At 75.5% G+C, this 14,472-nt stretch carries 11 protein-coding genes; 6 read left to right on the plus strand and 5 right to left on the minus strand.

The window, feature by feature from the left end; all coding sequences use genetic code 11:
- Positions 1–126: 126 nt before the first annotated feature.
- From AC1Z4A_RS29555 to AC1Z4A_RS29575, 5 genes are all read left to right on the plus strand, one after another.
- Complete coding sequence (locus AC1Z4A_RS29555; RefSeq protein ID WP_483682928.1) at positions 127–1,539, plus strand: MFS transporter; 1,413 nt, start codon at positions 127–129, stop codon at positions 1,537–1,539.
- The gene (locus AC1Z4A_RS29560; RefSeq protein ID WP_483682929.1) at positions 1,536–1,964 is read left to right on the plus strand and encodes a MarR family winged helix-turn-helix transcriptional regulator; all 429 of its coding nucleotides are present in this window, start codon (positions 1,536–1,538) and stop codon (positions 1,962–1,964) included. The genes AC1Z4A_RS29555 and AC1Z4A_RS29560 overlap by 4 nt, the downstream gene beginning before the upstream one ends.
- Before the next feature lie 53 nt (positions 1,965–2,017).
- Positions 2,018–2,644 (plus strand): YigZ family protein, encoded by a 627-nt coding sequence (locus AC1Z4A_RS29565; protein ID WP_483682930.1) that lies wholly within the window; start codon positions 2,018–2,020, stop codon positions 2,642–2,644.
- Positions 2,645–2,733: 89 nt separating this feature from the next.
- On the plus strand, positions 2,734–3,900 hold the full coding sequence (locus tag AC1Z4A_RS29570; protein ID WP_483682931.1) for an exonuclease SbcCD subunit D: 1,167 nt from the start codon (positions 2,734–2,736) through the stop codon (positions 3,898–3,900).
- Positions 3,897–6,968 carry an AAA family ATPase gene (locus AC1Z4A_RS29575; protein WP_483682932.1) on the plus strand — a complete coding sequence of 1,024 codons (3,072 nt, stop codon included), beginning with the start codon at positions 3,897–3,899 and terminating at the stop codon, positions 6,966–6,968. The genes AC1Z4A_RS29570 and AC1Z4A_RS29575 overlap by 4 nt, the downstream gene beginning before the upstream one ends.
- Here AC1Z4A_RS29575 and AC1Z4A_RS29580 read toward each other — a convergent pair.
- Complete coding sequence (locus AC1Z4A_RS29580; protein ID WP_483682933.1) at positions 6,913–7,404, minus strand: Lrp/AsnC family transcriptional regulator; 492 nt, start codon at positions 7,402–7,404, stop codon at positions 6,913–6,915. The two genes, AC1Z4A_RS29575 and AC1Z4A_RS29580, sit on opposite strands and share 56 nt — an antisense overlap.
- Before the next feature lie 94 nt (positions 7,405–7,498).
- Here AC1Z4A_RS29580 and AC1Z4A_RS29585 point away from each other — a divergent pair, with 94 nt between their 5' ends.
- Entirely contained in the window at positions 7,499–8,047 is a 549-nt protein-coding gene (locus AC1Z4A_RS29585; RefSeq protein WP_483682934.1) for a rhodanese-like domain-containing protein, read from the plus strand.
- A 40-nt stretch (positions 8,048–8,087) separates the two neighbouring features.
- Here the strand turns inward: AC1Z4A_RS29585 and AC1Z4A_RS29590 are convergent, their stop codons facing one another.
- The 4 genes from AC1Z4A_RS29590 to AC1Z4A_RS29605 all read right to left on the minus strand — a co-directional run bounded on the left by AC1Z4A_RS29590 (position 8,088) and on the right by AC1Z4A_RS29605 (position 14,386).
- On the minus strand, positions 8,088–9,773 hold the full coding sequence (locus AC1Z4A_RS29590; RefSeq protein WP_483682935.1) for a DUF885 domain-containing protein: 1,686 nt from the start codon (positions 9,771–9,773) through the stop codon (positions 8,088–8,090).
- A gap of 47 nt (positions 9,774–9,820) precedes the next feature.
- The gene (locus AC1Z4A_RS29595) at positions 9,821–11,242 is read right to left on the minus strand and encodes an N-acetyltransferase family protein (RefSeq protein ID WP_483682936.1); all 1,422 of its coding nucleotides are present in this window, start codon (positions 11,240–11,242) and stop codon (positions 9,821–9,823) included.
- A 142-nt stretch (positions 11,243–11,384) separates the two neighbouring features.
- Positions 11,385–12,755: a dihydrolipoyl dehydrogenase family protein gene (locus AC1Z4A_RS29600; RefSeq protein ID WP_483682937.1), complete on the minus strand. Its 1,371-nt coding sequence runs from the start codon at positions 12,753–12,755 to the stop codon at positions 11,385–11,387.
- Between the two features lie 59 nt (positions 12,756–12,814).
- A complete protein-coding gene (locus AC1Z4A_RS29605) occupies positions 12,815–14,386 on the minus strand; it encodes an alkaline phosphatase D family protein (RefSeq protein WP_483682938.1) in 1,572 nt (523 codons plus the stop codon).
- Between the last annotated feature and the right edge of the window lie 86 nt (positions 14,387–14,472).

Raw genomic sequence — 14,472 nt, forward strand, 5'->3', positions numbered from 1 at the left:
GAGCCGTCCTGCCGGACCATTCCCGTGATCCGGCACCGGTGTTGTGTGCGCCGGCCCGGGTAGTTGTACTCTTTAAACCATTGCAGGATTACAACTAATTCTCCGGGTTCTCAACTGGGGGGTCCCGTGCCCGAAATCTCCCGGCGCCATCGGCTGCTGGTCCTGGCCATCTGCTGCACGAGCCTGCTGATGGTCAGCCTCGACAACACCATCCTCAATGTCGCCCTGCCCTCCGTGCAGAAGGAACTGCACGCCTCCGTCTCCGGACTGCAGTGGACCGTCGACGCCTACACCCTGGTGCTCGCCTCGCTCCTGATGCTCGCCGGCTCCACCGCCGACCGCCTCGGCCGCCGCCGCGTCTTCCAGGCCGGCCTCGTGCTCTTCACCGCCGGATCCGTGCTGTGCAGCCTCGCTCCCGGCCTGGGCTGGCTGATCGCCTTCCGTACGGTCCAGGCCGTCGGCGGCTCCATGCTCAACCCCGTCGCCATGTCGATCATCACCAACACCTTCACCGACCCCCGGGAGCGGGCTCGCGCCATCGGCGTGTGGGGCGGCGTGGTCGGCATCAGCATGGCTGCCGGCCCCGTCCTCGGCGGCGCGCTCGTGGAGACGACCGGCTGGCGCGCGATCTTCTGGATCAACCTGCCGGTCGGCCTGGCGGCGCTCGCCCTCACCGCCCGCTACGTGCCCGAATCCCGCGCGCCCCGGCCGCGCCGCCCCGACCCCGTCGGCCAGCTGCTGGTGATCGCACTGCTCGGCACCCTCACCTACGGCGTCATCGAGGGTCCGGCCGCGGGCTGGACGTCGCCGCTCATCCTGGGCTGCTTCGCCGTCGCCGCCGGCTCGCTCGCCGCCCTCGCCGGCTACGAACGACGCCGCGTCGACGCCCTCGTCGAGCCCCGGCTCTTCCGCAGCGCACCCTTCAGCGGGGCCACCGCCACAGCCGTCAGCGCCTTCGCCGCGCTCAGCGGCTTCCTCTTCCTCAACACCCTGCGCCTGCAGAACGAGCGCGGACTGTCGGCCCTCCAGGCCGGCCTCCACATGCTGCCCATGGCCCTCATGTGCCTGGTCTTCGCCCCGCTGTCGGGCCGGCTCGTGGCAGCCCGCGGTCCCCGGCTGCCGCTCGTGCTCGCGGGCCTCGCCATGACCGCGAGCGGCGTGATGTTCGCGGCCTTCGACGCCGGATCCTCCTCCGGCCTCCTGATGACTGCCGCGTACGTCGTCTTCGGCATCGGCTTCGGGCTCGTCAATGCGCCCATCACCAACACCGCGGTCTCCGGCATGCCCCGCTCCCGGGCCGGGGTCGCCGCGGCCGTCGCCTCCACCAGCCGCCAGGTCGGCAGCTCCCTCGGCGTCGCCGTCATCGGCGCTGCCGCGGCCGGGGCGCAGCGCACCGGCTGGTGGATCGTCACCGTGTGCGGACTGGCCGTCCTCGTCATCGGTACGATCACCACCGGCCGCTGGGCGGCCCGGACCGCCGAGCGCTCGGCGGTCCGTTTGGACAGCGAACAGAGCAGGATCCCGGTGACGACACGATGACCGCCCACGACGCCCGTACCGCCGACGCCCGCCGCGCCTGGAAGAACCTCCGGGAGATCGTCCTCGGCGGCAACGAGCGTCGCAAGGAGGTGGTCGACGCGCTCGGCATGAGCTTCTTCCGCATCAAGGCGCTGCGCAGGATCGCCCGGGAACCGCTGACCCTCGGGGAGCTGGCCGAGCAGCTGGTGACCGACCGGCCCTACACCACGCTCGTGGTCGACGACCTGGCCGGCCGCGGCCTGGTCGAACGCTCCGCCAACCCGGCGGACCGCCGCTCCAAGATCGTCTCGGTCACTCCGGCGGGCCGCGCGGCGGCCGAGCGCGCCGAGCACATCCTCGGCACCCCGCCCCCGGCCCTGCTGGCCCTCCCGCCGGAGGACCTGGCGGCCCTGGCCCGCATCACGGCCCGCCTCACCGGTGGGTAAAATTCCCGATTGACTTGTTTGACCAGGTCAGACGCTGGGACAGGGCGGGTGGGATGCAGGACGAGTACAAGACGGTCGCGCACGAGGGCGTGCACGAGACGGAAATCAACAAATCGCGGTTCATCTGCGCCCTCGCCCCCGCCGCGACCGAGGAGGAGGCGCAGGCCTTCATCGCGCGCATCCGCAAGGAGCACCCCACCGCCCGGCACCACTGCTGGGCCTACGTCATCGGCGCCGACGGCTCCGTCCAGAAGGCGAGCGACGACGGGGAGCCGGGCGGCACCGCGGGCGTGCCGATGCTCCAGATGCTGGTGCGCCGCGAGATGCGGTACGTCGTGGCCGTCGTCACCCGCTACTTCGGCGGCATCAAGCTCGGCGCGGGCGGCCTCATCCGCGCCTACGGGGGCGCCGTCGGCGAGGCCCTCGACACCGTCGGCACCGTGACCCGCCGCCGGTACCGCCTGGCCACGGTCACCGTCGACCACCAGCGGGCCGGAAAACTGGAGAACGAACTGCGGGCGACGGGGCGCGCGGTGCGCCATGTGACCTACGGTACGGGGGTCAGCATCGAGATCGGGCTGCCGGAGGCCGACCTGCCGGAGTTCCGGGCGTGGCTCGCGGACACCACCGCGGGCACCGCCGTCCTCGAACTCGGCGGCGAGGCGTACGGGGACGCCTGAGCGCACCCCGCCCCCGGCGCACCGGGGGCAACGGCATCATCGGCGGATCACCGGCGGAGGAAGACGAACATGCGGGGCGGAGCGGAGCGTTGAGGATCCTGCACACATCGGACTGGCACCTCGGCCGGTCCTTCCACCGCGTGAGCCTGCTCGACGCCCAGCGCGCCTTCCTCGACCACCTCGTGCGGACCGTGCGCGAGGAGCACGTCGACGCCGTGCTCGTCGCCGGGGACGTCTACGACCGCGCGGTGCCGCCGCTCTCCGCCGTGGAGCTGTTCGACGAGGCCCTGCACCGGCTCGCGGACCTCGGCGTGCCCACGGTCATGATCTCCGGCAACCACGACTCCGCCCGCCGGCTCGGCGTGGCCGCGGGCCTCATCGAGCGGGTCGGCATCCACCTGCGCACCGACCCCGCCGGCTGCGGCACGCCCGTCCTGCTCGCCGACGCGCACGGCGACGTCGCCTTCTACGGGCTGCCCTACCTCGAGCCCGCCCTCGTCCGGGACGAGCTGGGCGCCGACCGGGCCGCCCACGCGGCCGTGCTGGAGGCCGCCATGGACCGGGTGCGGGCCGACCTCGCCGCGCGGCCCGCCGGGACCCGGGCCGTCGTCCTCGCCCACGCCTTCGTCGCCGGCGGCACGCCCAGCGACAGCGAGCGCGACATCACCGTCGGCGGCGTGGCCTCCGTCCCCGCCGAGGTCTTCCACGGCGTCCACTACACCGCCCTCGGACACCTCCACGGCTGCCAGTCCCTCACCGAGCGGATCCGCTACTCCGGCTCCCCCCTCGCCTACTCCTTCTCGGAGGCCGGCCATCGCAAGACCATGTGGCTGGTCGACCTGGACGCCGAGGGCTCGGTGACCGCCGCGCGCGTCGACTGCCCGGTGCCCCGCCCGCTCGCCCGGATCCGCGGCCGCCTGGACGACCTGCTGGCCGACCCCCGGCTGGAGCCGCACACGGAGGCCTGGGTCGAGGCGACCCTCACCGACCCGGTGCGGCCGGACGAGCCCATGGCCCGGCTCGCCCGCCGCTTCCCGCACACGCTGAGCCTCGCCTTCGAGCCCGACCACGCCCCCGAGGACCCGCTGGCCTCCTACGCCCAGCGGCTCCGGGGCCGCACCGACCAGCAGATCGCCGAGGACTTCGTGGCCCATGTGCGCGGCGGACAGGGCCCCGACGCCGCCGAACAGGCTGTGCTGACCGCCGCGCTCGACGCCGTGCGGCTCGACGAGACTGTCCGCGAGGTGACCCGTTGAGACTGCACCGGCTCACCGTCACCGCCTTCGGCCCCTTCGGCGGCACCCAGCACATCGACTTCGACGAGCTGTCCGCCGCCGGCCTCTTCCTGCTGCACGGGCCCACCGGAGCGGGCAAGACCTCCGTCCTGGACGCGGTCTGCTACGCCCTCTACGGCAGCGTCCCGGGCACCCGGCAGGCCGCCGGCCTGACCCTGCGCAGCGACCACGCCGACCCCGGCACCCTCACCGAGGTCGTGCTGGAGCTGACCGCCGGCGGGCGGCGGCTGGAGATCACCCGGCGCCCCGAGCAGCTCCGCCCCAAGAAGCGCGGCACCGGCCACACCCGCGAGCGGGCCCACGGCGCCCTGCGCGAGCAGACCCCCGGCGGGGAGTGGAAGGGCCTCAGCCGCTCGCACCAGGAGATCGGCGAGGAGATCACCCAGCTGCTCGGCATGAGCCGGGAGCAGTTCTGCCAGGTCGTGCTGTTGCCGCAGGGCGAGTTCGCCCGCTTCCTGCGCGCCGAGGACACCGCGCGCGGGAAGCTGCTGGGCAGGCTCTTCGACACCGGCCGGTTCGCCGCGGTCGAGGACCGGCTCACGGAGCTGCGCCGCGCGGCGGAGGCCCGGGTGCGGTCCGGTGACGAGCGGCTGCTCGCGCTCGGCCACCGCATGTGGCAGGCGGCCGCCGACCCGTCGCTGCCCGAGATGGGCACGCCCGCCCCGGCGCGGGCGGCGCAGGGCGCCGCCGTCCCCGCGCAGCGCACCGCCGAGGACGCCGTGCTCGCACCCGGCGACGCCGGGCTCGCCGAGGCGATCCTGGAGTGGGCCGCCCTCGCCCGTACGCACGCGCGGGAGCGCCGGGACGTCGCCGTGGTCGCGGTGCGCGCCGCCGAGCGCGCACACCGGGCCGCCCAGGACCGGGCCGGCGCGGTAGCGGAGCTGGACCGTCTCCAGCGCCGCCACGCCCGGGCCCGGCAGCGCGCCGACGCCCTGGCGGCGGAGCGGCCGGAGCGGGACCTGGACCGCGAGCGCCTGGACCGGGCCCGCGCCGCCGGGACCGTCGCACCCGCCCTGGAGCTGCGCGACGCCGCCGAGGCCCGGCACCGCGCCGCGACGGCCGCCGAGGAGGAGGCCCGGCGCTGCCTCCCGGACGGGCACCGGGACGCGGGCGGCGACCAACTGGCCGCCCTGGAGGCCCGGTTGCGCGAGGACCTCGGCTCGCTCTCCGCCGCGCGCCGGGCGGAGGCCCGGGCCGCCGAGATCACCGCGGAGGCGGTGCGGCTGGAGCGCGAGGCCCGCGCCGACGAGGACGCCTGCGCCGAGACCGCCCAGTGGCTCGCCGGCTGGGAGACCACCCGCCGCGCCCACCTGGAGCGCGTCGAGGCGGCCCAGGCCGCGGCCGCCCGCGCCGGGCAGCTGGACGCCCGGCTCGAGGACGCCCGGCGCCGGGTCGACGCCGCCCGCCGCCGGGACGCCCTCGCCCAGGACACCGAAGCCGCCGAGGCCCGGCTGCTGACGGCCCGCGAGGACGCGGCGGCCGCCCGCGAGCACTGGCTCGACCTCAAGGACCGCAGGCTGCGCGGGATCGCCGCCGAGCTGGCGGCCGGCCTGGAGACCGGCACCCCGTGCGCCGTCTGCGGAGCCACCGAGCATCCCGCCCCGGCGCGCGCCGGAGCCGGGCAGGTGGACCGGGCGGCCGAGGAGGCCGCGCTGGAGGCGTGCCGGTGCGCCGAGGAGGTGCGCGACGAGGCCGACTCGCGCGTACGGTCCGTGCGCGAGGCCCTCGCCGGTGCCACGGCCGCCGCGGGCCCCGCCCCGCTCGCCGAACTGGCGCAGGCCGCCCGGGAACTGGAGCGCTCCTTCGCCGGGGCACGGGACGCCGGAGCCGGCCTGCCCGCGGCCCGGGAGGCCCTGGACAGCGCCGAGCGCGAGTGCGAGCGCCGCCGCCGGGACCAGCAGGAGACGGGGCTGCGCATCGCCGCCCGCGACTCCCACCGCGAGGACCTCGACCGCGAACTCCGCTCCCTGGAAGGGGAGCTGGCCCGCGCACGCGGGGGCGAGCAGACCGTCGCCCGGCGCGCGGCCCTGCTGGAGGAGCGGCTGGCGCGCGTCGCCGCCGCGGCCGAGGCGGTGCGCGAGGCCGGACGCACCGCGGCCCGCCTCAAGGAGGCCGACGACCGGCTCGCCGACGCCGCCTACCGGGCGGGCTTCGGCACCCCCGGCCACGCGGCCGCGGCCCTGCTGGACGCCCCCGCGCAGCGGGAGCTGGCGGACCGGCTCGACGCCTGGCAGCGCGAGGAGGCCGCGGTCGCGGCCGGGCTGGCCGACCCGGCCGCCGCGGATGCCGCCGCACAGCCGCCTGCCGAGCCGGAGGCGGCCCGGGCGGCCGCGGAGGCCGCGACCCGCCTCCTGCGCCGGGCCTCCGCGGAGGAGGCCGCGGCCCGTACCCGCTGCGAGGACCTGGACCGGCTCTCCGCCGAGGCCCTCGCCGACGCCCGCCGGCTCGCCCCGCTGCGCGAGGAGTACCACCGGGTGGCCGGCCTCGCCTTCCTCGCCGCGGGCACGTCCGCGCGCAACGAGCGCCGGATGCGCCTGGAGTCGTACGTCCTGGCCGCCCGCCTGGAGCAGGTCGCGGCCGCCGCGTCCGCGCGCCTCCAGCGCATGTCCTCCGGCCGCTACACGCTCGTCCACTCCGACGCGAGGGCCGGCGGGCGCGGCCGCTCGGGGCTCGGCCTGCACGTCGCCGACGCCTGGACGGGCCGGGAGCGCGACACCGCGACCCTCTCCGGCGGGGAGACCTTCTTCGCCTCGCTGTCGCTCGCGCTCGGCCTGGCCGACGTGGTCACCGAGGAGGCGGGCGGCACCCGGCTGGACACGCTCTTCATCGACGAGGGCTTCGGCAGCCTCGACGAGCAGACCCTCGACGAGGTCCTGGACGTCCTGGACTCGCTGCGCGAGCGGGACCGCACGGTGGGCATCGTCAGCCACGTCGCCGACCTCAGGCAGCGCATCCCGGCGCAGCTCCAGGTGGTCAAGGAGCGGTCGGGCTCGGCTGTCCGGCACCGGACGGCGACGGCCGGCGGCTGAGCGCGCGGCGGGGGAGCGGCGAGGAGTAGACGACGCTCGTGGTGACCGCCCCCAGGCCGCCGATCCGGCCCGCCACCTCCTCCAGGTGGCGCATGGAGCGGGCGGAGACCTTGAGGACGAAGCAGTCGTCGCCGGTGACGTGGTGCGCCTCCAGGATCTCCGGCGTCGTGGCCAGCAGGTCGTGGAAGGGCTTGTAGTTCCCGTTCGGGTACCGCAGGCGCACGAAGGCGAGCACGGGCAGCCCCAGCTTCTCGGGGTCCACGACGACGGTGTAGCCGCCGATGACCCCGGCCTCCTCCAGACGCCGGACCCGCTCGGTGACGGCACTGGCGGACATGTTCACGGCACGGGCCAGCTCGGCGTAGCCCGCCCGGCCGTTGGCCTGGAGGGCGTCGAGGATGCGCCAGTCGGTGGCGTCGGGGGAATAGCCGGTCATGTGCGTTGTCTAGCAGTGGAATCCCCGGCCGGGCAAGGGCTTTGCCGTGGATTGGCACTTCGCTGACGCGATCGAGGTCCGTAGTTTTCTCACCATGAACAGCACGATGACCATGAAGACCACGAACACCGCGAACACCACGACCCCGGCGACTTCCGCACCTGCCCCCGCCCCCGTCCCCGCCCCCAGCCCTGTCCTCGCCGTGCCGCCCGCCGCGCCCGACGCCGCCGCGGCGTACTTCGCCGCCCGGCTCGCCTTCCACACCGACGTCGCCGACGTCCACGCCGCCCTGGCCGCGGGCGCCGCGGACTTCGTGGTCGTCGACTCCCGCTCCACGGCGGCCTGGGACCAGGGCCACGTCCCCGGCGCCGTGCACCTCCCCACCGCGCAGATCCCGCAGCTGGCGGCCGGGTTCCTCGACCCCGCCGTGCCCGTTGTCGTGTACTGCTGGGGCCCCGGCTGCGACGGCGCGACGCGCGCGGCCCTCGCCCTCGCCCGCCTCGGCTACCGCGTCAAGGAGATGCTCGGCGGCATCGAGTACTGGATCCGCGAGGGCTACGCCGTCGACACCTGGGAGGGCAGCCGCCGTTCGGAGCCCGACCCGCTGACGGCGCCCGTCGGTGCGGACGACTGCGGGTGCTGACCGGCCGGGCCCGGGCGGCCCGGCCGGTCGGAGCGGCGGGTCAGAGCGCCGACAGCTCGGCCACCAGGTCGTCCAGGCCCAGGGAGCCCTGGGAGAGCGCGGCCATGTGCCAGGCCTTCGCGTCGAACGCGTCGCCGTGGGCCTTGCGGGCCGCCTCCCGGCCGGTCAGCCAGGCCCGCTCGCCGAGCTTGTAGCCGATCGCCTGGGCCGGCATGCCCAGGTACCGCACCAGCTCGCTGTCCACGAAGTCCGCCGGACGCCCGCTGTGCATGCCGAAGAACTCCCGCGCCAGCTCCGGCGTCCAGCGCTCGCCCGGGTGGAAGGGGGAGTGCCCGGGGATCTCCAGCCCCAGGTGCATGCCGATGTCGACGATGACGCGCGTGGAGCGCATCATCTGCGCGTCCAGGTAGCCCAGCCGGCGCTCGGCGTCGGTGAGGAAGCCCAGCTCGTCCATGAGGCGCTCGGCGTAGAGCGCCCAGCCCTCGCAGTTGGCGCTGACCATGCCCAGCGAGGCCTGGTAGCGGGACAGCCGGTCCTTCACGTGCACCCACTGCGCCAGCTGGAGGTGGTGGCCGGGGACGCCCTCGTGGTACCAGGTGGACACCAGGTCGTACACCGGGAACCGGGTCTCGCCCATGGTGGGCAGCCAGGTGCGGCCGGGCCGCGAGAAGTCCTCCGACGGCTGGCTGTAGTACGGGGCCGCCGCCCCGCCCGGGGGAGCGATCCGCGACTCGACGCGCTTGACGCGCTCGGCCAGCTCGAAGTGGGTGCCGTCCAGTGCCTCGATGGCCTCGTCCATCAGCCCCTGGAGCCAGACCCGCACCTCGTCCACGCCCTCGATGTGGGTGCCGTGCACGTCGAGGTGGGCCAGCGCCTCCCAGGGCGTCTTCGCGCCCGGCAGGATCTTCTCCGCTTCCACCCGCATCTCGCCGAGGATGCGGTGGAACTCCGACCAGCCGTACGCGTACGCCTCGTCCAGGTCGAGGTCGGTGCCGTTCCAGTAGCGCGACCAGCGCGCGTACCGCTCCCGGCCCACGACGTCGGGCGCCCCCTCGACGGCCGGGGCGTAGACGTCGCGCAGCCAGTCGCGCAGGGCGGCGAGGCCGCCCGTCGCGATCCCGGCGGCCTCGTCCAGCTCCGCGCGCAGCGCCTGCGGGCCCTCGGCCGTGAACTGGCCGAACCAGCCGCTGCCCGTACCGATCCACTCGCCCAACTGCCCGAGGACCGTGGACACCTGGCGCGGGCCGCCCGGCAGGCCGCGCTCCAGCCCCTCGGCCAGGGCGGCCCGGTAGCCGTCGAGCGCCGCCGGCACGGCGCGCAGCCGCGCGGCGATCGCCGCCCAGTCGTCCTCCGTCTCCGTGGGCATCATGGTGAAGATCTCGCGCACGGAGTGCAGCGGCGAGTGGATGTTGCTGACCGCGCGCAGCGGCTCCCCGGCCTCGTGCACGGCCAGTTCGGCGGTCAGCCGCTCGCGCAGCAGCCGGGCGCAGCGCCGCTCCTCGTCGCTGTCGGCGCCGGGCCGGGCCTCGGCCTCGTCGAGCGCCGCCAGGGTGGCGCGCGCCAGGCCGGCGACGGCCTCCAGGCCCGCGGGCGAGAAGTCCGGCAGGAGCCGGGCGCACTCCGCCACCCCCAGATAGGTGCCGGTGATGGGGTCGAGCCGGATGTACGCGTCGACGTGGGCGTCGGCGACCTGACGGGGCAGCGGAGCACTGGTGTTGTTCGGCATGCGCTCATCCTCGTACGCGAGGGGCGGCCGCGTCACCGGAAATGCGGTCAGTTGTCCGGCGTCCGGCCGTCCCGGGCGCAGGTCTCCCGGATGCGGTGCTCCGCCGTGGCGAGCGCCCCGGACGGCGGGGGCGCGGCGGCGAGCCGGGCGGTGACCACGAGCGTGCCGCCCTCCATCTGGTAGTCCAGCGGCAGGTCCAGGGCGCGCATGGTGGCGACCATGCCCGTGTTGGAGGCGGTGGTGACGGCGTAGACGCTCTCGCAGCCCGCCTCGCGGGCCATGCCCACCAGCCGGTCCAGCAGCCGCCCGCCGACCCCGCGCCGCTGCCACGCGTCCTCGACGAGCAGCGCCACCTCCGTCTCGTCGCCGTCCCACAGCAGATGGCCGAGGGCGACGAGCCGCCCCGAGGCGGTGTACGCGGCCAGAGTGCGGCCGAAGCGCGGGCTCAGCAGGTGCCGGAGATAGCCGTCGGCGTCCCGGGCCGGGCCGTGGTAGCGGAGGGAGAGCGTGGCCGGGGAGCAGCGGTCGTGCAGCTCGCGGGCGGCGGCCAGGTCGCCGGTGTCCGAGCGGCGCACGGTGATCTCGTTGCCCTCGGGCAGCGTCAGCACGTCGCTGCGCGGCGGTACCCGCGGCCCGAGGCGCGCGTCCAGCTCGACCAGCGCGCGGGCCCGGGCGAACTCGGTGGGGGTGAAGGGCGGATACGGGCGCTCGACGGTGATCGTCCCGCCGGAGGGGTCGCGCAGCCGCATCACCGTCTCGTCCCAGGTGCCGCCCTCCGGCACGGCCCCGTCGTGCTGCGGGGAGCGGGCCGGTACGGAGCGGATGGTGCAGCGGCCGAGCAGCCGGCGCAGGGCAAGCGGCAGTTCGGCGGTGTCGAGGGCGGTGCGGGTGGCGAGGTTCAGCACCCGGGTGGGGGCGTCCACGAGGTCGTGGGCGTCGGCCCGCTCCAGCCAGGTCTCCCGGCCGCCACCGCTGCGGGCGGCCTCCGTCAGCTCGGCGGGGGCCAGCTCCGCCGGGGCGCGCAGCAGCAGTTCGTCGACGGTGCCGTCGGCCAGCGGGTGGGTCTGGAGGGTGAGGATGTCCACGCGCCGGCCGGCCAGGGCCAGGCAGAGCGCGGCCAGGCTGCCGGGCTCGTCGCGCACGGTGGTGCGCATCCGCCACAGCGCCGTGCCGCCGCCGTCCGCGGCCCCGGCGGCCGGAGCGGATGGTCCGGCCGCCGGGCCCGGGTCCGCGGACGGCGCGGGCCGGGCGTGGCCCCGGTGGCGGGACCACCAGGTGTGGAACCCGGCCGTGGCCATCAGCGCCCCGGCCGAGCCCACCAGCAGGCCGGGCCCGTGCGGGCCGTGCGCCACGGTGCCGGCCACGGAGTCGGCGGTGGCGACCGCGGTGAACAGGGCGGCCAGTTCCACCAGGTCCCGGCGCCAGTGGTGGTGCCGGTGGAGGCTCTTCGCCGGTGTCTCGTCGGTCATGCCACCACCCTGGCCGAGCGGTGTTGCGTGATCACGAACGCGCTGTGTCCTGCGGGTTAAGGCCGCTTCTGCTCGCTTCTGTGCCCGGTGGGGGAATTTTCCCGGCGGAAACGCGCATCGGCCGCGCCCCACCGGACAGGTCCTAGGCGCGCAGGTCCCGCAACGCGTCCTCCACGCCCCGGTGGAAGGTCGGATAGGCGTAGATCATGTGCCGCAGCGCCGTCACGGGCACCTCCGCCTGCACCGCCACCGCGAGACCGTACATCACCTCGCCGCCCGTCGGCCCGGCGGCGGTCGCCCCGACCAGCACGCCGCGGTCCGCGTCCTCGACGAGCTTCACCAGGCCCTCGTTGCCCGCCTTGTGGATCCAGCCGCGGGACGAGGACGGAACCTGCGAGCAGCCCGTGCGCACCCGCAGTCCCTTCTCCCGGGCCTGCTGCTCGGTCAGGCCCACCGCGCCCACCTCCGGGTCGGTGAAGGTCACCCGGGGCAGGGCGCGGTAGTCGGCGTCCGGCCCGGGGTCGCCCAGGATCGCGCGGACCGCGATCTCCGCCTCGTACATGGCCACATGGGTGAACGCCCCGTGCCCCGTCACATCGCCCACGGCCCACAGCCCCGGCGCCGCCAGCAGCTGTGCGTCGGTGCGCAGGGCGCGGGCCGCCGGGTCGAGGCCCACGGTCTCCAGGCCCAGGTCCGCCAGGTTCGCCCGGCGGCCGGTGGCGACGAGCAGCCGGTCGCCCGTCAGTTCCTCGCCGCCCTCCAGCACGAGTGTGAAGGAGTCCCCGGCGTGCCGCACCTCCGCCGCGCGCGCCCCGGTCCGCAGCGTGAGCCCCGCTCCCGCCAGCACCTCGGCGAGCAGCTCGCCCGCCTCCGGCTCCTCCTGCGGGAGCAGCCGGTCCAGCGCCTCGACGACCGTGACCCGCGTGCCGAAGCGCGCGAACATCTGCGACAGCTCCATGCCGATGGCACCGCCGCCGAGGACGAGCAGCGAGCGCGGCGGCTCCTTCGTCGCGATCGCGTCCCGGTTGGTCCAGTACGGCACGCCCTTGAGCCCCGGCACCGGAGGAATCTGCGGCTTGCTGCCGGTGGCGAGGACGATCCCGCGCCGGGCCGCCAGGGACCCGCCGTCGGGCCCGTCCACCTCCACCCGGCCGGGCCCGGCCAGCCTGCCGCGGCCGCGCACCAGCCGGCCGCCCTTGCCGGTGAAGCGGTCGGCCGCGACCCGGTCGTCCCAGTCGTCGGTGGCCTCGTCCCGGATCCGGGCGGCCACCGGCGCCCAGTCGGCGGAGACCTCCGCGGAGCCGGCCATGCCGGGCACGCGCCGCGCCTCGGCCAGCAGGTTCCCGGCCCGGATCATCATCTTGCTCGGCACACAGGCCCAGTACGGGCACTCGCCGCCGACCAGCTCCGCCTCCACGCCCACCACGCTCAGCCCGGACTCGGCCAGCCGCCCGGCCGCGTGCTCGCCCCCCGGACCCATGCCGATGACGACGACATCCACCTGCTCGGCCACGGCACCGCACCTCTCTCACATCGGATCGGGCTGCCACCATCGCACCGGGCCGCGGGGTCTCACTGCCCGACGCGCCCCGGTTGGAGCACCTTGGTGAACAGCACGCCGGCCTTCTCGTCGCGCAGCCGCACGGTCAGCTCACCGCTCTCCCCGTCGATGGCCACCTCGCCGAAGAACTGGCTGTCCTGCCCGGGCGGGACGTTCGCCGTCGCGGGCGCCTTGACGAAGGGCTGGGCGGGCCCGAAGGTGCCGTCCAGCCGCACGGCCGGGAAACCGCCCGCGTTGAGCGGGCCCGTCACGAACTCCCAGAACGGCGCGAAGTCCTTGAACGCCGCCCGCGCCGGGTCGTAGCGCTGGGCGGACGTGTAGTGCACGTCGGCCGTCAGCCACAGCGTGCCGGTGATCCGCCGGTGCTTGATGTGCCGCAGCAGCTCGGCGATCTGCAGCTCACGGCCCAGCGGCGCCCCCGGGTCGCCCTGCGCGACCGCCTCGAAGTCCACCGGCCCGTCCGTCACCACCAGGCCCAGCGGCATGTCGGCGGCGATCACCTTCCACACGGCGCGCGAGCGCGCCAGCTCCCGCTTGAGCCACTGGAGCTGGCGGTCGCCCAGGATGCCCTGGGTGTCGTGCGGCTGCCGGCCGGGGGAGTTGGCGTCGCGGTACGTGCGCATGTCGAGGACGAAGACGTCCAGCAGCGGGCCGTGCCGCAGCACGCGGTAGACCCGCCCGTCGGCGTCCGGGCTGAGCGTGGAGACGGGGAAGTACTCGGCGAACGCCCGCAGCGAGCGCGCCGACAGGACGTCCGCCCGCTTCTCCGTGTAGCGGGCGTCGTCCAGGAGCTGGCCCGGGTACCAGTTGTTGTGCACCTCGTGGTCGTCCCACTGGACGACCGTGGGGACCTGGGCGTTGAAGCGGCGCAGGTTGTCGTCGAGCAGGTTGTAGCGGAACGCCCCGCGGAACTCCGCGAGCGTCTCGGCCACCTTGGACTTCTCCTCGGTGGTGACGTTCCGCCAGATTCCGCCGCCGGGCAGGGCGACCGTCGCCTGGATCGGGTTGTCGGCGTAGATGTTGTCGCCGCTGCACAGGAAGAAGTCCGGGTCCAGCCGGCGCATGTGCTCGAAGATCCGGTAGCCGCCGAGGCCGGGGTTGATGCCCCAGCCCTGCCCGGCGAGGTCCCCCGACCAGACGAACCGCACGTCCGCGCGGCGCGCCGGGGCGGTGCGGAACGAGCCGTACACCGGGCGGCCCGTGCGGCGGGGGTCGTCGGGGTCGGCGAGCAGCACCCGGTAGTGGATCCGCTCCCCGGCGGGCAGGCCGCGCAGGGCCGTCCGGCCGGTGAAGTCCGTGCCGGGGCCGACGACGGGCCCGGCCCAGCGCTGCACCGTGCGGAAGGACTCGGTCGCCGAGGTCTCCACGGTCATCCGGGCCCGGCGGTCCGAGCGGACCCACACCAGCCCGGAGGAGGACGTCACATCGCCGACCTGTATGCCCCAGTCGGCGCTCGGCCGTCCCGAGAGCGCCTGTGCGGGCGCCGCCCCGGCCAGGGGCGGCAGGGCGGCCGCACCGGCCGCGGCCAGGGAACCCCGCAGCACCGCCCGTCTGCCGACCGCGGAACCGTACGCCTTCGCCATGAAAGGAAACCTCCTGAGTCCCGGCCGGTCCCCGACGGGCCCGGCCGGCGTCCTGATCACTGAATGGACCGATCCTGTCGCCACCG

Source organism: Streptomyces sp. 17_S59, assembly GCF_056930295.1.